This window comes from Meishania litoralis (assembly GCF_042611095.1).
Classification (GTDB): domain Bacteria; phylum Bacteroidota; class Bacteroidia; order Flavobacteriales; family Flavobacteriaceae; genus Meishania; species Meishania litoralis.
Genome location: NZ_JBHFPV010000001.1, coordinates 1,349,329 through 1,367,260, shown reverse-complemented (window position 1 = coordinate 1,367,260; position 17,932 = coordinate 1,349,329). Strand labels below are relative to the sequence as shown.

General features: G+C 42.2%; 20 protein-coding genes. 14 read left to right on the top strand and 6 right to left on the bottom strand.

Features of this window, described 5'->3' with window-relative positions:
- The first annotated feature begins 36 nt into the window (after positions 1 to 36).
- The 3 genes from ACEZ3G_RS06165 to purD all read left to right on the top strand — a co-directional run bounded on the left by ACEZ3G_RS06165 (position 37) and on the right by purD (position 3,977).
- A complete protein-coding gene (locus tag ACEZ3G_RS06165) occupies positions 37 to 1,227 on the top strand; it encodes a glycosyltransferase family 4 protein (RefSeq protein ID WP_432424572.1) in 1,191 nt (396 codons plus the stop codon).
- Complete coding sequence (locus ACEZ3G_RS06160) at positions 1,224 to 2,195, top strand: UDP-glucuronic acid decarboxylase family protein (RefSeq protein WP_432424571.1); 972 nt, start codon at positions 1,224 to 1,226, stop codon at positions 2,193 to 2,195. The genes ACEZ3G_RS06165 and ACEZ3G_RS06160 overlap by 4 nt, the downstream gene beginning before the upstream one ends.
- A 510-nt stretch (positions 2,196 to 2,705) precedes the next feature.
- The gene (gene purD / locus ACEZ3G_RS06155) at positions 2,706 to 3,977 is read left to right on the top strand and encodes a phosphoribosylamine--glycine ligase (RefSeq protein ID WP_432424570.1); all 1,272 of its coding nucleotides are present in this window, start codon (positions 2,706 to 2,708) and stop codon (positions 3,975 to 3,977) included.
- A 63-nt stretch (positions 3,978 to 4,040) separates the two neighbouring features.
- Here purD and ACEZ3G_RS06150 read toward each other — a convergent pair whose 3' ends face one another.
- Positions 4,041 to 4,265, bottom strand: coding sequence for a DUF6341 family protein (locus ACEZ3G_RS06150; RefSeq protein WP_432424569.1), 225 nt, complete (start codon positions 4,263 to 4,265; stop codon positions 4,041 to 4,043).
- 100 nt (positions 4,266 to 4,365) lie between these two features.
- On the opposite strand from ACEZ3G_RS06150, the gene ACEZ3G_RS06145 reads away from it, so the two are divergent.
- From ACEZ3G_RS06145 to ACEZ3G_RS06135, 3 genes are all read left to right on the top strand, one after another.
- Positions 4,366 to 5,301: a DUF6427 family protein gene (locus ACEZ3G_RS06145; RefSeq protein ID WP_432424568.1), complete on the top strand. Its 936-nt coding sequence runs from the start codon at positions 4,366 to 4,368 to the stop codon at positions 5,299 to 5,301.
- Between the two features lie 131 nt (positions 5,302 to 5,432).
- On the top strand, positions 5,433 to 6,035 hold the full coding sequence (locus ACEZ3G_RS06140) for a DUF4254 domain-containing protein (RefSeq protein ID WP_432424567.1): 603 nt from the start codon (positions 5,433 to 5,435) through the stop codon (positions 6,033 to 6,035).
- A complete protein-coding gene (locus ACEZ3G_RS06135; protein WP_432424566.1) occupies positions 6,022 to 7,077 on the top strand; it encodes a glycosyltransferase family 9 protein in 1,056 nt (351 codons plus the stop codon). The genes ACEZ3G_RS06140 and ACEZ3G_RS06135 overlap by 14 nt, the downstream gene beginning before the upstream one ends.
- 7 nt (positions 7,078 to 7,084) lie before the next feature.
- Here the strand turns inward: ACEZ3G_RS06135 and ACEZ3G_RS06130 are convergent, their stop codons facing one another.
- From ACEZ3G_RS06130 to ACEZ3G_RS06115, 4 genes are all read right to left on the bottom strand, one after another.
- Positions 7,085 to 7,702, bottom strand: a complete 618-nt coding sequence (locus ACEZ3G_RS06130) for a TetR/AcrR family transcriptional regulator (RefSeq protein ID WP_432424565.1) — start codon at positions 7,700 to 7,702, stop codon at positions 7,085 to 7,087.
- A 238-nt stretch (positions 7,703 to 7,940) separates the two neighbouring features.
- Positions 7,941 to 8,996 carry an arsenosugar biosynthesis radical SAM (seleno)protein ArsS gene (gene arsS, locus ACEZ3G_RS06125; RefSeq protein ID WP_432424564.1) on the bottom strand — a complete coding sequence of 352 codons (1,056 nt, stop codon included), beginning with the start codon at positions 8,994 to 8,996 and terminating at the stop codon, positions 7,941 to 7,943.
- A gap of 137 nt (positions 8,997 to 9,133) precedes the next feature.
- Positions 9,134 to 9,469, bottom strand: coding sequence for an arsenosugar biosynthesis-associated peroxidase-like protein (locus tag ACEZ3G_RS06120; protein WP_432424563.1), 336 nt, complete (start codon positions 9,467 to 9,469; stop codon positions 9,134 to 9,136).
- An 84-nt stretch (positions 9,470 to 9,553) separates the two neighbouring features.
- Positions 9,554 to 10,249 carry a TIGR04282 family arsenosugar biosynthesis glycosyltransferase gene (locus ACEZ3G_RS06115; RefSeq protein WP_432424562.1) on the bottom strand — a complete coding sequence of 232 codons (696 nt, stop codon included), beginning with the start codon at positions 10,247 to 10,249 and terminating at the stop codon, positions 9,554 to 9,556.
- A gap of 625 nt (positions 10,250 to 10,874) precedes the next feature.
- Here ACEZ3G_RS06115 and ACEZ3G_RS06110 point away from each other — a divergent pair.
- The 5 genes from ACEZ3G_RS06110 to ACEZ3G_RS06090 all read left to right on the top strand — a co-directional run bounded on the left by ACEZ3G_RS06110 (position 10,875) and on the right by ACEZ3G_RS06090 (position 15,029).
- Entirely contained in the window at positions 10,875 to 12,395 is a 1,521-nt protein-coding gene (locus tag ACEZ3G_RS06110) for a Do family serine endopeptidase (RefSeq protein WP_432424561.1), read from the top strand.
- Positions 12,396 to 12,600: 205 nt separating this feature from the next.
- Entirely contained in the window at positions 12,601 to 13,542 is a 942-nt protein-coding gene (locus tag ACEZ3G_RS06105; RefSeq protein ID WP_432424560.1) for a DnaJ C-terminal domain-containing protein, read from the top strand.
- A 7-nt stretch (positions 13,543 to 13,549) separates the two neighbouring features.
- Entirely contained in the window at positions 13,550 to 13,849 is a 300-nt protein-coding gene (gene trxA, locus ACEZ3G_RS06100) for a thioredoxin (protein ID WP_432424559.1), read from the top strand.
- 1 nt (position 13,850) lies between these two features.
- A complete protein-coding gene (locus ACEZ3G_RS06095) occupies positions 13,851 to 14,216 on the top strand; it encodes a hypothetical protein (protein ID WP_432424558.1) in 366 nt (121 codons plus the stop codon).
- 24 nt (positions 14,217 to 14,240) lie between these two features.
- Positions 14,241 to 15,029: a patatin-like phospholipase family protein gene (locus ACEZ3G_RS06090; protein WP_432424557.1), complete on the top strand. Its 789-nt coding sequence runs from the start codon at positions 14,241 to 14,243 to the stop codon at positions 15,027 to 15,029.
- On the opposite strand, the gene ACEZ3G_RS06085 is transcribed toward ACEZ3G_RS06090, so the two are convergent.
- Positions 15,014 to 16,063, bottom strand: coding sequence for a 2Fe-2S iron-sulfur cluster-binding protein (locus ACEZ3G_RS06085; RefSeq protein WP_432424556.1), 1,050 nt, complete (start codon positions 16,061 to 16,063; stop codon positions 15,014 to 15,016). The genes ACEZ3G_RS06090 and ACEZ3G_RS06085 overlap by 16 nt on opposite strands.
- Before the next feature lie 145 nt (positions 16,064 to 16,208).
- On the opposite strand from ACEZ3G_RS06085, the gene ACEZ3G_RS06080 reads away from it, so the two are divergent.
- Genes ACEZ3G_RS06080 through ACEZ3G_RS06070 form a run of 3 tightly spaced genes read left to right on the top strand, consistent with a single transcriptional unit; the run spans position 16,209 to position 17,917 of the window.
- A complete protein-coding gene (locus ACEZ3G_RS06080) occupies positions 16,209 to 16,547 on the top strand; it encodes a PadR family transcriptional regulator (protein WP_432424555.1) in 339 nt (112 codons plus the stop codon).
- A gap of 9 nt (positions 16,548 to 16,556) precedes the next feature.
- Positions 16,557 to 17,222 (top strand): hypothetical protein, encoded by a 666-nt coding sequence (locus ACEZ3G_RS06075; RefSeq protein WP_432424554.1) that lies wholly within the window; start codon positions 16,557 to 16,559, stop codon positions 17,220 to 17,222.
- Entirely contained in the window at positions 17,219 to 17,917 is a 699-nt protein-coding gene (locus ACEZ3G_RS06070; protein ID WP_432424553.1) for a hypothetical protein, read from the top strand. The genes ACEZ3G_RS06075 and ACEZ3G_RS06070 overlap by 4 nt, the downstream gene beginning before the upstream one ends.
- The last annotated feature ends 15 nt before the right edge of the window (positions 17,918 to 17,932 follow it).

Below are 17,932 nucleotides of genomic sequence, written 5' to 3'. Positions count from 1 at the left end.
TGATAAACCTGCAATGAGGAATAGGTAATTTAAGAAATGAATTTTTTAGAAACGGCGGTATCGATTTTTATAGGCTCTTTTCTATTGACCTATTTGACCATTCCGAAGATTATCGGGGTCGTTGAATATCGCCGTCTAATGGACAGCCCGAACCATAGAAGCTCGCACAAGAGTCGAACACCTACCCTTGGCGGTGTTTCCTTTTTTTACACATTGATATTCGCCTTATTTTTTATTAAAGGATGGACAACCCTTGGCGAGGCAATGTATATAATACCGGGCCTTACCATACTTTTCATTGTAGGGCTTAAAGACGATTTGGTGGTTATTTCCCCAGGGGCGAAGTTGATGGCTCAGGTTCTGGCAATTGCCTTTATTTTGGCAAATCCGAGCTTTACGATACACTCCCTCAATGGTTTTTTGAACATTAACGAAATACCATTCTATCTTTTTCTGATTATAGGGGGCTTTATGATGCTTACCATCATTAACTCATACAACCTAATCGATGGTATCGACGGCTTGGCCTCGGTGGTCGGCATTGTTATAATGGTTATTTACACCACTATTTTTTACTTGACTAAAGAATACTTTTTCGCACTGGTCAGTATTACGATGAACGCATGTCTGATGGCATTTCTAGGGTTTAACCTGTCGTCGGACAAAAAAATATTCATGGGAGACACAGGTTCACTTATTGTTGGTTTCATAATAAGCATCTTAACCCTAAAATTTTTGGCCTTAAGGCCACATGTGTATACCGAATTACCATTTTTACTTGAAAATGCCCCTTTGATTGCCATCAGTATCTTAATAGTTCCCTTGTTCGATACCGCACGGGTATTTGCCATTCGCATAGCGAATAAAAAAGCACCTTTTTCTCCCGATCGTAACCATACGCATCATGTACTCATTGATTATTGGGGGCTATCACATAGACAGGCAAGTTTTATAATAGGGTGTTTCAATTTACTTTTTGTTATGCTTTTCATCGTATTGGGTAGCACGGCGAAGAATTTGGGAATGGTCATTATGCTCGTTACCGTGGTTGTGGCCCTAGGATATATTTTTTTCAAGTACAATTATAGCTTTGCAACCTTAAAACAAAAGATTATTCTAAGAAGACAGGTGAACAAGATCAAGGCCAAGGTCGAAGACTCAAATGGAAAGAAAAGGAAAACGCGTACAATGGATGTCGAACATCGCAAAGAAGAAAAAATAGAATGAAGAGAGTTCTTATTACCGGGGCGGCGGGCTTTTTGGGTTCGCACCTATGCGATCGCTTCATAGCGGAAGAATTCCATGTAATTGGAATGGATAATCTGATTACCGGCGATTTAAGGAACATCGAGCATCTTTTTCCGTTGGAACATTTCGAGTTCTATCATCATGATGTTTCGACCTTTGTTCAGGTGCCCGGTAAGTTGGATTATATTCTGCATTTCGCCTCTCCCGCAAGTCCGATAGATTATTTAAAGATCCCAATTGAAACTTTGAAGGTGGGGTCTTTAGGAACCCTCAATTTATTGGGATTGGCAAAGGATAAAAATGCTAGAATCTTGGTGGCGTCGACATCGGAGGTTTATGGAGATCCTTTGGTTCATCCCCAAAATGAGGATTACTATGGCAATGTGAGCCCTGTGGGGCCGAGAGGAGTTTATGATGAGGCCAAGCGTTTTATGGAGTCGATTACCATGGCCTATCATCGTTTTCACGGTCTCGATACGCGAATTGTCCGTATTTTCAATACATATGGCTCTCGAATGCGATTAAATGATGGACGTGTTGTTCCGGCTTTCATGGGGCAGGCGTTACGTGGTGAAGATCTTACCGTTTTTGGCGATGGCAGCCAAACAAGGTCCTTTTGTTATATTGATGATCAGATCGAGGGAATATACCGATTATTATTTAGTGATTATACCGATCCTATAAACATTGGAAATCCCCACGAGACTACCATAAAAGAGTTTGCCGAAGAGATAATCAAACTTACGGGTACGCAACAGAAGATTATTTATAAGCCATTACCTCAAGATGATCCGTTACAAAGGCAGCCTGATATAACGAGGGCGAAGGAAATCTTGGGCTGGGAGCCTAAGGTAGGTCGTTCCGAGGGACTTAAAATCGTATACGATTATTTTAAGACACTGCCTGTTAACGAGTTGCATCAGAAAGAACACCGTGAGTTTTATTAGTTCATTGAGGCGTTTACACGTTAATCGATAAACTTATTTTTTCGCTTGTCTAGCGTTTCTGTAACTCCCATAGAGTTCTATTTGGCGGTCTTTTTTGGATATTGATTTGATTATTGTCCGACCAGGATCTGCTTTTCGTTATTTGACCATCAACGTTTAAAAACTATGGAGCAAAGATGGGTACAAAATTTACTATAAAGCGATAGGTTTTTTCTTAAACGATGGCCCATAATCGTATACGATTTGGGAGTTTCGCAATAATAGCGGGTCTTTCAGCGCATATTTGCTACGTTTTATCGATAAAGTGCATTGCCCGAAATATCAATTGTACTACAAATGATTCGTTTAAGGCCCATATACCTTATTGCGTTTCTTCGTTGGTCCACCATGAATCCTTTTTTTTTGCCAATTGAACGAATTCAAGGTTTGCACTAAAGAAGTATGCGTGTTTTGCAGAATTGAAATTGTTTTTGAAGTGAACATGTCTATTTTTGCCCAAAATAGTAAAACATGAACATTTTAGTTTTAGGTTCTGGTGGTAGGGAGCATACCCTGACCTGGAAACTTGGTCAAAGCAAGCACATTTCTAACCTCTTCGTCGCCCCTGGAAATGCTGGAACGGCGTTGATCGCAAAGAATATACCAATTGGTGTAAATGATTTTGAGGGTATAAAAAATGCGGTGCTCGAGCACCGCATACAGATGGTAGTCGTCGGGCCCGAGGATCCTTTGGTGAATGGAATACACGATTTTTTCCTGAAGGACAAAGAAATAGGCCATATCGCCGTTATTGGACCGCAAAAGGCGGCCGCGGCCCTGGAGGGCAGTAAACGAGTTGCCAAAGAATTTATGGGTCGCCATAATATCCCTACCGCCGCATATCAAAGTTTCACTGCCGCCAACATTGCTGAAGGTGAAGCCTTTCTTGAGACGTTAAAGGCGCCTTATGTGCTTAAAGCCGATGGTCTGGCGGCAGGCAAAGGGGTTTTAATACTCGATGACCTTAACGATGCCAAACGTGAACTTCGATCTATGTTGTTGGAATCAAAGTTCGGCAAGGCGAGCACAACGGTGGTTATCGAGGAATTTCTTTCCGGGATCGAACTGAGCGTTTTTGTACTCACTGATGGCAAAGGTTATAAAGTGCTGCCCACGGCCAAGGATTATAAACGTATAGGCGAAGGTGATACAGGACTCAATACAGGAGGTATGGGGGCCATTTCCCCGGTTCCCTTTGCAGATAAAGCGTTTATGGAAAAGATACACCAACGAATCGTAAAACCGACCGTAGAGGGGCTTAGAACGGACAACCTGCCCTACAAGGGGTTTATTTTCATCGGATTGATCAAAGTAGGCGACGATCCCTTTGTAATAGAATACAATGTACGTATGGGCGACCCTGAGACTGAAGTCGTCGTACCAAGAATTGAAAATGATCTTGTAGAGGTTTTTCAGGCGGTTGCTAAGCAGTGTCTTGACGATATCGACCTAAAAGTTGACAATCGCACGGCATCTACCGTCATGCTGGTCTCCGGCGGTTATCCCGGCACTTATAAAAAGGGAATGGAAATCAAAGGGTTCGATGAAATATCCGATTCACTGGTCTTTCATGCAGGTACGCGAATAGACGGAGAGAAAGTCGTTACCGATGGCGGCCGTGTCATGGCAATAACCTCGTTTGGAAATGATTTCAAAAATGCGCTGTCCAAATCCTATCAAAACATCGAAAAAGTATCTTTTGACGGAATGAATTATCGTTCCGATATCGGTTTTGACCTATAATTCCGGAAAATCTAGGATTGGAGGATTGCCACCCCCTAACCCGACGACGATTGTAGAAGCGACCTAAAGATAGGAATGTGCCGTAATCGACTTGTCCTCCTCGTTGTTGTCATCGAAGGTTTTCAACTGCAGCATCCAATAAACGAACGCAACGCAACAAATCAAGAATAGAATCCAATTTACGATGTTCGCGGCCCACCAGTTTTCCATGAACCTAAAAAAATCATAGGGCGCAAAGAGCACATTAACGAACAAATCTTCGATACCTTCAAAAAAAGAACGCCACATAGTTTTTGATTTAAATTAGTCCTGATCATAAATTGATTTATAATCAGCTTTGACTATTACAACTTGGTTATATTTGTGCAACAAAAGTATAAAATCTTAGATGATATCAAGCATTTTTGGCAAAACAAAGCCCATAAATCATATTATCGTTCTGACCATTCTGTTCGTTTTATACTGGATTGTTCAATTTCTTTCCCCCGGAGCCACATTTTCGCCCTCGCAATTGGTTTTCAAGACCTTTGTACTGTCCATACTGCTTTTCAGTGTTTTTTTGGTAAACTTTATTGCGAAACGAAATAAGATGACAGGCCCGAATTCGTTTGCAATGCTGTTCTATGGGCTTCTAATGTTTGTTTTTACCGAAACCTTTGTTGACGATAGCGCTATTTTCTGTAGCTTCTTCATATTGTTGGCCACAAGAAGATTGATAAGCTTGCGTTCCCTTAAAGATATGAAGCTCAAAATATTCGATGCCACCCTATGGATACTCATAGCGAGTCTGTTTTATGAATGGGTCTTGCTGTTTCTAGTACTGGTTTTTGCCGCGATTTATATTTACGAACCCAAGAATATCAGAAATTGGCTGGTGCCATTTTCCAGCATATTCGTTTTTTTTATGATCGGTTACGGCATATTGACCCTAATCGGTCATACAGCCTTTTTTCAAGAACATTATGGCTTTGAACTAAAATTCGACCTATCCTACTTTTTGCATTGGGAAAATAGCGCCAAATTGATCATCTATATAATAATGGTTTTGGTTGCGGCGGTCATTTCTTTCCTCAAACTTGGTAAAAAGGGCATTGGTAAGATTGTAACGATGCGGTTGGCCGTTTTGACTTTCATTTTGGGCATTCTCATGAATATGCTTGTTGTTTCGCCAGGATCGGACCCGCTCATGGTGACTTTTTTTCCTGCAGCCATTTTTTTCGCCAATTATGTGGAAACTATAAATAGACAAAATATAAAGGAAATCGTGCTCATGGTTTCTGTTTTGGTTCCCTTCCTAATCTTCATATTCGATGTTTTGATTTAGCACGATACCTTTAACTATCGAGGCCTACGCATTGAAGAAAACTTCGTTTTTGGACTTTGACCAAAGCGTGGGAGCACTTAATTCTCGATTATGGAGCAAATAAGAGGTATCTTTGCCAAAATTTCGCAGCCATGTTCAGTAAGCTAGCATTTGACATTTTTGAAGAAAGTATTCGGAAATATCACGAAAAGGATGACGTTGAGCAAGATTTTTTGAATCCATATTCCAAAAACGATATTGCCCATCTTCTATATCGAAAGAACTGGATCGATACGGTTCAATGGCATTATGAAGATATCATAAGAGACCCCGAAATCAGACCAGATGATGCTCTGGCCCTTAAGCGCAAAATCGATGCAAGCAACCAAGACCGTACCGATTTGGTCGAATATATAGACAGCTATTTTTTGAGTAAATACCAATCGGTAGAAATCAAGGATAGTGCCACTATCAATACGGAAAGTCCGGCCTGGGCCATTGATAGGTTGTCCATTTTGGCGTTGAAGATCTATCACATGCGGGAAGAGGCCAACCGCAAAGATGCCTCCCCGGAGCATGTGGCAAAATGCCGCGAAAAATTAAATGTGCTTTTGGAGCAGCAACGGGACCTTTCGACCGCCATCGACCAGCTTTTGTCCGATATCGAAGCGGGCAACAAGTATATGAAGGTTTATAAGCAAATGAAGATGTACAATGACGAAGAATTAAACCCTGTGCTTCGTGGCATCAAGTGAAAGGCGTTCAAAGCATATACTCGTCATCCGCCTTTCGGCAATGGGCGATGTGGCAATGATGGTTCCTGTATTAAAAGCCCTCCAAGATCAACATCCCCATGTAAATATTACAGTGCTCACCAAGCAGCACTTTCATGCACTGTTTTCCCAACTGAACAATGTAAAGGTCAATGTTGCCGACGTCAAAGGAAAACATAAGGGGCCATTGGGCCTATGGAAATTATATAAAGAATTGAGATCGCTTGATATTGATGCCGTTGCCGATCTGCATGATGTTTTGCGTAGTAATATACTTGTACGTTATTTTAGAGTTGGCGGAGTACCGTTTTATCAAATTGATAAGGGACGGAAAGCGAAAAAGAAGCTAACGGCCGCAAAGAACAAGGTCTTCAAACCTTTGAAGACGACCCATGAACGTTACGCTGATGTTTTTAAGCGTATGGGTTTCCCTGTTGACCTCTCACAAGCGCCGTTGCTCGAAAAAGAGAAATTAACGAATCGAATTCTGGCCCTGGTAGGCCGAAGTTCGAAAAAGTGGCTGGGTATCGCACCGTTTGCCGCACATACCGGAAAAATGTATCCTTTAGATCTTATGGAAAAGGTCATTGGCGATCTAAATGCGACTTCTGACTGTCAAATATTGTTGTTTGGTGGTGGCGAAAAAGAAATCGGACAACTTGATAAATTGGATGGAAAATTTGCCAATTGCTTGAATATTGCAGGAAAACTTACGTTTCAGGAAGAATTGGCCTTGATTTCCAATTTGGACCTGATGATATCCATGGATAGTGGCAATGGTCATCTTGCGGCCATGTACGGTATTCCCGTTATTACTTTATGGGGAGTGACACATCCATACGCGGGGTTCTATCCGTTTGGGCAGGATATCAACAATGCACTTTTGGCAGACAGGGAACAATTTCCGTTGATACCCACATCGATTTACGGCAATAAAATGCCATTAGGTTATGAGCTAGCCATTGAAACCATCCGCCCAGCTGAAATAATTGGTAAGGCCCAAGAAATTCTTGGAAGTTCTTGACCCTGATCTATACAGAAGTATGACTGGCCTCGATAGATTTAAAATATTGCCTCAACTGGGCCATAAAACGATACTTTCGGGCACTAGGTGATGATTCGACCATTAAGGTTCGAATGCCTATAAATGAACTCATCAAATAAACGGCGGCCCCTTCGCTGTCAACATGTCTATCGACAAAGCCATTGAACTTCCCACGCTGTATGGCTGACACCAAATTAACTTCCCAAACCTTAAGAATATCGTTCAAGGGGGCCATTATTCTCGCATTTCTTCCATTGAACTCATTTAGGAAGTTGCTCAGCAAAAATCCATAATCCATTTCATTATGAACGGCGCACTCCAATGCTTCGTCAAAACAATTGGTTATCAACTGCAACGGGTTCTCATGGCCCTCAATGGGTTCGATCAACATACTATACACCTTGCGCACCAATAGGTTTTGAATAATCTGGATGAAGAAATCCTCTTTTGATTCATAATGGTAATAGAAAGCACCTTTCGAAAGCGAAAGTTCTTTTAAGATATCATCAACACTCGTATTGCTGTATCCCTTTGAATAGAATAATTCAAGGCCTTTGACCTCCATGCGCTGCATCGTTGCCAATCGTTTTAAGTTTTTTTCCATAAGATTCGGGTTGTTTTTAATATCGACCACCTGGTCTGTTACAATAACTCCGTAAAGTTGAATTTGTTGGACGATTGTCGCTATTTGGAACTATTTTTCGACGAAATGCGCAGAAATTTGGAAAGGATCCATTCAAAAAAGAGGCAACCGACCTATTGGTAGGTCATGAACCTTGTTTTTTGTCTTTACAGGAGTGTGTTTCAACACGAAAAGTTGTGGAAAAGAGGGGAATTTGGCCCTACGTCACGGTTCCTTGACAACTGCTGCCCGCACCTGCGGTACAACCGTAGCAATGCTGGGAAATAACAATGTCTCTATCGTTCAATATAGCCTCATTATAGTCTTTTAAATGCTTCACCCTGCTGGCCACTTTCAAATCGAGCATCTGGTTGAAATCGCAATCGTAAAGCCAACCGTCCCAACTGACCGAAATGGTATTGGTGCACATCACATTCTCGACGGCTGCCGGGTTGTAGGCATCCACGAGTGCATACATATAATCCTCATAATTTTCCGAGGCGATCAAATAATCCAAAAACCGGGCAATGGGCAGATTTGTAATGGCAAAAAGATTATGGAACCGTATGTCGAAATCTTCTTTCAGGGCTTTTTTGAAGTCTTTTTCCATGGCCGATTGGTTACCGGGCAAATAGGCCCCGGAAGGATTATAGACCAAATCTAGCCGCAACGGACTGTCGGGCATGCCGTACCCCTCGGCGTTCAATTCTTGCAGGGCCTTTATCGATTTGTCAAAAACACCGTCGCCACGTTGTTTGTCAGTTTTCCCACGGGTGTAGTGTGGCATCGAGGAAATGACATGAACATTGTGTTTTTTGAAGAATTCGGGCAAATCGTGGTATTTTTTGTTGGCCCGAATGATGGTCAGGTTCGAGCGTACGATAAAATCCTTGATGCCCGCCTTGGCCGCTTCTTCTACAAACCATCGAAAATTTGGATTCATTTCAGGGGCGCCTCCCGTTAGATCCAAAGTATGCGCCCCAGTGTTCTTAATGACCTGCAAACAAAGTTGCATCGTTTCGCGCGTCATAATTTCCTTTCGGTCAGGGCCCGCATCGACATGACAATGTTCACAGACCTGATTGCACATGTAACCTATGTTGATCTGTAGAATTTCCAATTTTTTTGGCCGTAGCGGAAATCGGCCGATGTTGGCGATTTTATCCTTGAAATAGGGCAGTTCGCCATCGGCGAAAAGACCTCCGTTCAATATTTCAAGCTGTTTGTTTTTTTGGGCGAGTGCTTCTTGCCTAGCCTTTAACGATTTTGTAGCCATCTGATGTTGTCTAAAATATACTTGTTATCGATTAACAAGCAATATGATATAAAGGGACTAATGTACCTGAAATAGATACGAAGTACGAAGACACATTTGTCAAACTTAGTATTTCGTACTTCGCACTTTGTACTTCATCACATACTTAACTTATTGTACTTGTTCATCATTTGTACCCCATGTACGAGGGTGGCCCCGCTTTCGATGGCGGCACCGGCATGAACGGCTTCCATCATTTCTTCTTTGGTGATGCCTTTTTCAAGTCCGTCCTTGGTATAGGCATCGATGCAATAGGGGCATTTGACCACATGGGCCACTGCAAGGGCGATCAATGATTTTTCCCGGGCCGAAAGCGCACCTTCCTCGAATACTTTTCCGTAGTAATCGAAAAATTTAGTACCGAGCTCTTCGCTCCATTCCGTAATCTTTCCGAATTTGCGCAAATCGGCTGCGTCATAATATGTATTTGCCATGTGTTGTTATTTAATAATTGATTAATTGGAAAACCAAGGCCTCGAGGCCATGATTCCTAGGGAATTTTTATAAGGGAAAAAAGATTAGGAAAAAAAAGAAAGCGGCGACCCTTTGTTGAAAAGGTTTTGGCTATAAAGTGTCTCGATATAAGAAGACGGAGGAGTTTTTGCTCCATGATTGGGGGAAATGATCGATTGAATGATACGCAATACGTTCTCCGCGATTCCCACAACGTGCTTTGCAATTATTCTTGCATCCCAAATGGTATCGATATCAAATAAGACGGGAAGCATTGTGATTTTCTTTCCGCTATCGGATAGAATACTGACAATTTCCTCCCGCAATCGGGAAGTCTGCCATGAAAGCGCTTCAAAAACGGATTTTTTGAAATTGGAACGATGCAATCCCATTAAGTAAAATCCCCCGTCTGCGGAAGGACCGATAATGGCCTTTTTGGTTTCCAAGGCAATCAGTGCGGTTTTCAGATGGACTTTGGTCAAGTGCGGGCTATCGTTGCCGACGGTAATGATATTTTCATAACCTAGGTCAAAGACATATTGTATGGCATTTGCAAAACGTTCGCCAAAAGAATCTCCCCGTTGCTCCGTCTCCGTGAGGTGAAAAAAGGGCATTCCGGCCATTTTGACCGTTTTCAGGGTATTGGCGGTAAGCGCATCGAAAAGTCGATTTCCGCATTTGATGGCTTTACGCTTCGTTTCCTCGCCTGAAGAATTGGCAAAGACCAAAATGGCCGTGGTATGTTCGTGCTTGGGTTCCATCGATTGACGATACAATGTAAACTTACGATAAAAAAGGATTTTGCATTTGGTCGTTGGTGGAATTTTTTAATTACAAACGGTTAAGAACTTAACACTTTTCGGCAAATCAATGAAACGACCTTACGGTCGGTTTTTAAGATTTGATTTCGGCAATACTATTGGCCAAAGATGGTTTATTCCATTGGTTTTATCGATGAACTGCATCGATCCGAATCTTCAAAAGGTTTATTTGTCAAGGCCCAAACCGACCGGTCTAATTTTGGTGCGGTAATTTTAAAACAATTTTAGCATTTTCCATTCTTTTATTGGCATAGGGTTTGTCCGGTAAAGAGCGAAATCAAAGTTCTTTAACGTATTGGAAAGTCGGCATATGGTCTATCGTAATTGGTGGTCGTATATCTTGTTTTTTTGTAGTTGACCACCAAAACGGTGTTGCAAGATGAAGGCTTTAACAATCCTTTTCCCATGTCTGATTATTGTAAGGACCGAAAAGGGAAGCATAGACCGACCGCCAACAAATCCAGCGAAAGAAAATGACATTTTGTCGCCTTAAAGCGACATTTTTTCAGTTTTGATTTCAAGAATTCAAATGTTTCACATAGTAATATTTAATAAACATTAAAAAATGACAAGTAAAATGAATGCACAAAAAGGATGGAAGGTATATTTCTTATCGGCACTTATCGCACTTGTGGTAAGCTTCGGGGTCATAGGAGGATACCATTTGAGCAAAGAAGACCCCATTACAATTAAACAGGTAAATGGCCTGAACGGGCAGCACGTACTTTATACTGCGGATAACGAAGGCAATATCACCCCTCTCGATTTTACGGAGACGAGCGAAAAAGTATTGGACGCGGTGGTACATATCAAATCGACCCAAACAAGGGTTCATTCCGAAATGGATAGCCCAAGACAGTTGCCCGACCCTTTTCGGGAGTTTTTTGGCGACATGTTCAAAAATCAGATGCCCGAAGGCGGCATGTTGCAACAGCCGATGATAGGTACGGGGTCTGGCGTCATCATAAACGAAAAGGGTTATATCGTCACCAACAACCATGTTATCAATAATGCCGATGAGGTTGAAGTGACCTTGTATAACAATGAGTCGTACAAGGCTACGGTCATTGGCACGGACCCTACGACAGATTTGGCCTTGTTGCAGATAAAGGCGGATAATTTGAAAACAATGGCCTTGGTCAATTCAGATGACGTCGAAGTTGGCGAATGGGTGTTGGCGGTAGGGAATCCCATGGGGTTGAATTCTACCGTTACCGCGGGAATCGTTAGCGCAAAGGCGCGAAGCATTAATATAAATAAGGAGAAATTCGCGGTTGAAAGCTTTATTCAGACCGATGCGGCGATCAATCCCGGTAATAGTGGTGGAGCCTTGGTCAATTTGGAAGGAAATCTTATCGGAATCAATACGGCGATTGCCAGTAGAACCGGAACGTATACAGGCTATGGTTTTGCGGTACCGAGCAATATCGTTACCAAAGTGGTCGAAGACCTGCTTAAATATGGCAGTGTACAACGTGGCATGTTGGGTGTGACCATTCGTACGATGGATGGCAGCTTGGCCCATGAAGAAGACGTTGATTTCGTAAAAGGTGTTTGGGTAGAGAATGTGGGCGAGAACAGCGCCGCGGACAAGGCAGGTATCGAACCGGGCGATATCATTACAAAAGTCGACGACGTTTTGGTGAGCACCTCGCCAAGATTGCAAGAAATAATAGCAAGCAAGAGACCTGGTGACAAAGTCGATGTGACCGTAAGACGTAACGGCAGTGTAAAGGAATTCAAGGTAACCTTGGAGAATGCCAAAGGCACTACTGAGATTACGAAGCGCGAAAAGAAAGAAGTCTTGAATCTTTTAGGTGCGGACTTTGAAACGTTGGAGTCCAGTATGGCCAAGAAACTCGGTGTCGATGGCGGCGTACAAGTTGTTCGTTTGTATGCCGGAAAAATCAGAAAAGAAACCCAAATGCGTGAAGGTTTTATAATTACGCATATCGATGGTAAAAAGGTAAAAGATGTGGAAGATGTGGCGAAAGCCCTGGAAGATAAGAACGGCGGAGTGATGTTGGAAGGAGTATATGAAGGGTCGCCCGATAAATATTATTATGCCTTCGGAATGGATTCATAATCGAAAAGGAGGCGAAAGCCTCCTTTTTTAATCAATTGGATGAATAACTATAATGAAGACTAAAAATATTGCATACAAGTGAGACGCATATGACCCTTATCAGTGTACCGGTTTGGAATCTTTGCTATACTTGTAGAACACATGGTAAATGGAATTTGTATCGGTTACTTGACACATTATCATATTTTGAAGCATACTATTGTTGATGAAAGAAATGAAATTCAGGGACTATTATAACATATTGGGAGTCGAGAAAAACGCCAATGAGAAGGAAATCAAAAAAGCCTATCGCAAACTGGCTACACAATATCATCCTGATAAGACCAAAGGCGATAAGGTTTTGGAGGAAAAGTTCAAGGAAATTTCCGAAGCCTATCAGGTTTTGGGCAATGCCGAAAAGCGTAAACAATATGACGAATTGGGCTCAGATTGGGAACAATTTCAGCAATCCGGTGCCAGTTACGACGACTTTGTGAACCAACGAAAGCAGTATCGCCAATACCAAAGTCAGGGGCACCATCAATACGAACCTTCGGGTAATTTCGATGGTTTTGGGGGCAGTAGCGGTTTTTCAGATTTCTTTGAGGCTTTTTTTGGCGGCGGACAAGGTCGTGGGAGAAGCCGTACTACCTACGATTTTCCCGGGGCCGATGTATCGGGGGAAGTAGCCATTGGTTTGGTAGAGGCCTATCATGGTACCGAACGTATTTTGGACGTTGATGGTGATAAGATCAAGTTGAAGATAAAACCGGGGGCATACACCGGTTTACAATTGCGTGCTAAGGGAAAGGGTCAAAAAGGTTCCGGTGGAAAGTCGGGAGACCTTTATGTCAATGTTCGGGTAACTCCCCATCCCATATTTAAACGAAAAGGGAATGATCTTTATATGGAGGTGCCCATGGATGTTTTCAAGGCTATGTTGGGAGGAAAGCAAGAAGTAGTCACACTTTCCGGCAAAGTCAATATTACCATTCCAGAAGCCGCCCAGAACGGTAAAAAAGTGCGATTGAAGGGCAAGGGAATGCCGGTTTATGGCAAATCGGGCCAATTTGGCGATTTGTTCGTCACACTTAACGTAAAACTTCCGGCCAAATTGACGGATAAACAAAAAGAATTGTTGAAACAAGTACGAGATAATAATCAATAAGAAGAAAATGAAGGGAAATTTTGAAAGGCTAATACGTTCAGAAAAACCGGTACTCATCGATTTCTACGCCGATTGGTGCGGGCCGTGCAAGATGCAGAGTCCGATATTAAAGGAGGTCTCCGAAGAGATCAACGGTAAGGCACGGATAATTAAAATCGATGTCGATAAGAACCAGAATATCGCCGGTCGTTTTCAGGTAAGGGGAGTTCCTACGTTGATACTTTTTAAAAAAGGTGAAATCGTTTGGCGCAAATCGGGGGTCTCCACGAAGAATGAATTGGTCCAGTTAATCGAAAAGAACAGCTGAAATGACCAGCATAGTAAGATTCGATTCACGTTTAATCGCTGTTTTGGAAGCGTTCGAAGAGGCTTTGGCCCATCGAGAGCTGAATTATAGCATAAGCGCTTTGAAACGTTATGGGCTCTCAAATCAGGGCGAGGTAGATTTTGCCCTGAAAAGGGCCATGGCCATCTGTCGAGGGCTGGGGATAAACCCGAAAAGGCATTTTACCTATTTCTATAAAGTAGATATGTCGGAGAGGCAGGTTATGAGGGAGTGGAAGGCATCTAAACTGGGTTTTTATCTGGTGCTCTGTAATGGCATGCCCAACAATCCGTTTACGGGAGCACTTCAAATCGAAATGTTGACCGAGATTCTCCACAAATTGGAGTAGTTTTGTCTTGAAGTAACGTCAAAGATGGGCCTACATTTAAAAGATAAGTCGATCGGCTTGGTGCTTTCGGGCGGTGGTGTGCGGGGCATGGCCCATATCGGTGCCATCCGCGCCTTGGAAGAATATGGGATTTCCGCGCAAATCGTTTCTGGCAGTAGTGTAGGAGCATTGGTGGGGGCGTTGTATGCCAACCGGACCCCGATTGCCGATATGCTATCCTTTTTTAAGGAAACCCCGTTGTTCAGGTACGATTTTTTTACCATTGTAAAGCCAGGCCTTGTAGATACCGAACGGTACATGGATGTTTTTCAAAAATACTTCCCCCTACGTTTCGATGCTTTGCAACGTGAACTGTTCGTGGTCGCGACCAATATGCAGAAAGGTGAGGAAGAATTTTTCCATGAGGGTGAACTGTTAAGACCTTTATTGGCCTCCGCGGCATTACCGCCCGTTTTTAGTCCTTTAGAGATCAACAACTGCTTTTATGCCGATGGGGGCATTATGAACAACTTTCCATTGGAACCATTGCGCAACAAGGTAGAGTTCGTAATTGGGAGCAATGTTTCCGTCATTAAGCAAGTTGCAAAAAAAGAGATCAATTCATCACTTCAATTGGCGACCCGCACGACTTCGTTAATGATCTATGCGATCAACCGTCATAAGATAAGTCAGTGCGATCTGATCTTTGAGCCCGAGGAATTGGAAAAAATCGGGGTATTGGACAAAAAGAGCATCGAAAAGGCCTACGTTATAGGCTATGATCATGCTGCCCGAAAATTAGAAGATTTGACCGTCCATCACACATCATCATAATCCACTTTCAAGGTAGCCGTAACTGGATGCGATTGGCAGGTCAACACCAAACCTTCGGCAATTTCGCCATCGGTCAGTATCTGGTTTTTTACCATTTCCACTTTGCCTTCGGTCACACGGGCGATACAACTGCTACAGACCCCGCCTTGACACGAATAGGGTGCGTCGATGTTCTGTTTGAGTACGGCGTCTAGTACCAATTCGTTTCTGTTCATCGAGAGTTCGAATTCTTCATCATCCAAGACTACGGTTACGGCCGTCTTGCCATCTGATGTCTCTGGAAGCTCGTCTAAAATTTCTGTGGTCGTAAACAGTTCGAAATGGATCTTATCGGATGGAACACCGTTCTCGTGCAAAGTGTCAGATACCAGATTGATCATGGCCTCGGGGCCACATAGGTAATAACCGTCAAAATCAACATTTTTATGCTTGTTCTTGAGCGCATAATTGACCGTTGATATGTCTATTCGTCCAAAAAGCGAGTCGGTTTCACGGGCCTGACTGTTCGTGAAATACACAAAAAACCGATTCGGGTAATCAAGTTCCAACTTGACCAAATCGGTATAGAACATGGTTTCTTCGGTAGACTTGTTGCCATACACCAAAACGAATTGATTGGTGGCATTGCTCTTCAAAACGCTTCGAGCAATGCTCATAATCGGTGTAATACCGCTTCCGGCGGCAAAGGCGGCCATTTTCTTCGGGTTCGGGTTCGGGCTGAAGACAAAGCGGCCTTCGGGCGGCATGACCTCAAGTATATCGCCCACCTTTAGTTTTGTGTTTGCATAATCGGAGAATCCGCCTTTATCTACTTTTTTGACCCCGATGGTTATGGTGTCGCTCTTTGGCAAAGAACTGATCGAGTAAGCCCTGCGAAGCTCTTTTCCCTTGATTTCCTTTTTTATGGTGATGTACTGCCCGGGAATAAAATCGAAGGTTTGCAATAATTCTTTGGGGATGGCAAAGGAAATTGCCACCGAATTGAGGGTAAGTTGTCTGATGTTCTTAACCGTGAGGGAATGAAATTGGGCCATTAATATCGTATTTGGTAATAAAGGACTGCAAAGCTACGCATTGCAAAGCCTCTAAAAAACGGAAAAACGAAAAAAACACACCTAAAATTCTTATGCATAAGAAAATTATGTATATATTCGACATATCCATACATTTCAAAAATAAATGTCAAATTCAAAATTATACAAGGGGAGCTTGAATACCATCATTTTGAAATTGCTTGAAGAGCGGGGCAAGATGTATGGTTATGAAATTACCCAAAAAGTAAAGGAACTCACCCAAGGTGAATTGAAGATTACGGAGGGGGCCCTTTACCCTGCCTTGCATAAATTAGAGGCCGAAGGTCTTTTGGATGTCGAGGTGGCCAAGGTCGATAACCGTTTGCGCAAGTATTACAAACTGACCGAACAAGGTGAAAGGGAAACCGTGAACCGACTGGCCGAACTCGAGGATTTTATTCGTAACATGCAACATTTGGTAAATCCTGATTGGAGTATAAACTAAACCATCTACATGAAATTAAATGACGAAAACATAAGGTTTGTGGATCAATGGCTACGGTTTTCCGGCATTGAATATGTGGACGTGCGCTATGAATTGGTAGACCATCTTGTTACGGAATATGAGCAATCGACCCAACAGGTCTCTATCGAAGTATTTGTCAAAGACAGATTAAAATGGTGTAGATCTGCCGCAAAGGACAAAGAACGCGCAATGCATTGGGGAATTCAAAAGGGCCTGTTAAAACGGTTTTTGGCACTTTTTAAAGAATGGAAGATTTTACTTCCCCTTTTGACTTATCTATTGTGTATCTTTTTTTCTAAAGATCTATTCTCGGTAAGAACGGTACGGTTTCTTCTTGTTGCTCCGGTTTTTTTAACGATAATAGCGTTTATGTACCAATCTTATGTCAAGCGTTTCAACAAGAAAAGCCGGGAACAACTCTTGGCGGCCATGAAACTGGGAAACCTCTTTGCATTGCCGCATGTTTTTCTTAGCATTTTTTATTTCCCTTCAATTTGGAGTGTAGACAATATGCGACTTATAGATAATTTCTATTTCATGGCGCCATGTATTCTATTTATGACGTTGATAAACATTGCGGCAATCTTGGAATATCGAGAGCATTACCAAAGGATAGTAAAAGAATACGAAATTATTAGGAATGCGCTCGCATGAAACTGACCGAAGACCAAATACAAGACTTGTTCAATTTTGTTCGTAAACACCATGTCGAACATTATGACCTACGGATCGAATTGGTAGATCATTTGGCGAACGGCATCGAAGCGCAATGGCATGAACACCCCGAGCGTAGCTACAAAGATGCCAGGTTACGTGAATTTAGAAAATTTGGGGTGCATGGCTTTGAAAGGGTTGTTCGAAAACGTCGTAAAGCCATGGAAAAAAAATATTGGAAAATCATTTTTGGGTTTGTTAAGGAATGGTTCAAGTTGCCTAAAATCATTTTGACTCTTACAGCCACTTATATACTGTTCCAGATTTTCGTGAAGTTGCCCCAAAACCATATGGGATATTATGCTTTGATACCCTTTTTCATCTTGGCTTTATTTTTCTTATGGCGTTCATTGCAATTGAAGAAAAGAATTGCTTATCAAAACAAAAAATGGATGCTGGAAGAAATGATTTTCAACCAAGTTCATTTGTTCAACTTAATAATATTTCCAATTCACATCTTCAACAGCGCAGTAATTTTGAATGAATCATTGGTGATGAACAGGATGTTTCTGATACTTGTTACTGTTATTTTGGTTTTATTCTCAATTTTGGTCTACGTAATGGTCTATATCATTCCCAAAAAAGCCGAAGAATTGCTTGCCGAGACGTATCCCGAATACAAAATGACCGCTTAGTGTAACAAATTCTAT

What these genes read in the sequence shown, in the direction of transcription:
- ACEZ3G_RS06165 (WP_432424572.1), top strand. Translation starts at nt 37, where the DNA reads ATGAATTTTTTAGAAACGGCGGTATCGATTTTTATAGGCTCTTTTCTA.
- ACEZ3G_RS06160 (WP_432424571.1), top strand. Translation starts at nt 1,224, where the DNA reads ATGAAGAGAGTTCTTATTACCGGGGCGGCGGGCTTTTTGGGTTCGCAC.
- purD (WP_432424570.1), top strand. Translation starts at nt 2,706, where the DNA reads ATGAACATTTTAGTTTTAGGTTCTGGTGGTAGGGAGCATACCCTGACC.
- ACEZ3G_RS06150 (WP_432424569.1), bottom strand. Translation starts at nt 4,265, where the DNA reads ATGTGGCGTTCTTTTTTTGAAGGTATCGAAGATTTGTTCGTTAATGTG.
- ACEZ3G_RS06145 (WP_432424568.1), top strand. Translation starts at nt 4,366, where the DNA reads ATGATATCAAGCATTTTTGGCAAAACAAAGCCCATAAATCATATTATC.
- ACEZ3G_RS06140 (WP_432424567.1), top strand. Translation starts at nt 5,433, where the DNA reads ATGTTCAGTAAGCTAGCATTTGACATTTTTGAAGAAAGTATTCGGAAA.
- ACEZ3G_RS06130 (WP_432424565.1), bottom strand. Translation starts at nt 7,702, where the DNA reads ATGGAAAAAAACTTAAAACGATTGGCAACGATGCAGCGCATGGAGGTC.
- arsS (WP_432424564.1), bottom strand. Translation starts at nt 8,996, where the DNA reads ATGGCTACAAAATCGTTAAAGGCTAGGCAAGAAGCACTCGCCCAAAAA.
- ACEZ3G_RS06120 (WP_432424563.1), bottom strand. Translation starts at nt 9,469, where the DNA reads ATGGCAAATACATATTATGACGCAGCCGATTTGCGCAAATTCGGAAAG.
- ACEZ3G_RS06115 (WP_432424562.1), bottom strand. Translation starts at nt 10,249, where the DNA reads ATGGAACCCAAGCACGAACATACCACGGCCATTTTGGTCTTTGCCAAT.
- ACEZ3G_RS06110 (WP_432424561.1), top strand. Translation starts at nt 10,875, where the DNA reads ATGACAAGTAAAATGAATGCACAAAAAGGATGGAAGGTATATTTCTTA.
- ACEZ3G_RS06105 (WP_432424560.1), top strand. Translation starts at nt 12,601, where the DNA reads ATGAAAGAAATGAAATTCAGGGACTATTATAACATATTGGGAGTCGAG.
- trxA (WP_432424559.1), top strand. Translation starts at nt 13,550, where the DNA reads ATGAAGGGAAATTTTGAAAGGCTAATACGTTCAGAAAAACCGGTACTC.
- ACEZ3G_RS06095 (WP_432424558.1), top strand. Translation starts at nt 13,851, where the DNA reads ATGACCAGCATAGTAAGATTCGATTCACGTTTAATCGCTGTTTTGGAA.
- ACEZ3G_RS06090 (WP_432424557.1), top strand. Translation starts at nt 14,241, where the DNA reads ATGGGCCTACATTTAAAAGATAAGTCGATCGGCTTGGTGCTTTCGGGC.
- ACEZ3G_RS06085 (WP_432424556.1), bottom strand. Translation starts at nt 16,063, where the DNA reads ATGGCCCAATTTCATTCCCTCACGGTTAAGAACATCAGACAACTTACC.
- ACEZ3G_RS06080 (WP_432424555.1), top strand. Translation starts at nt 16,209, where the DNA reads ATGTCAAATTCAAAATTATACAAGGGGAGCTTGAATACCATCATTTTG.
- ACEZ3G_RS06075 (WP_432424554.1), top strand. Translation starts at nt 16,557, where the DNA reads ATGAAATTAAATGACGAAAACATAAGGTTTGTGGATCAATGGCTACGG.
- ACEZ3G_RS06070 (WP_432424553.1), top strand. Translation starts at nt 17,219, where the DNA reads ATGAAACTGACCGAAGACCAAATACAAGACTTGTTCAATTTTGTTCGT.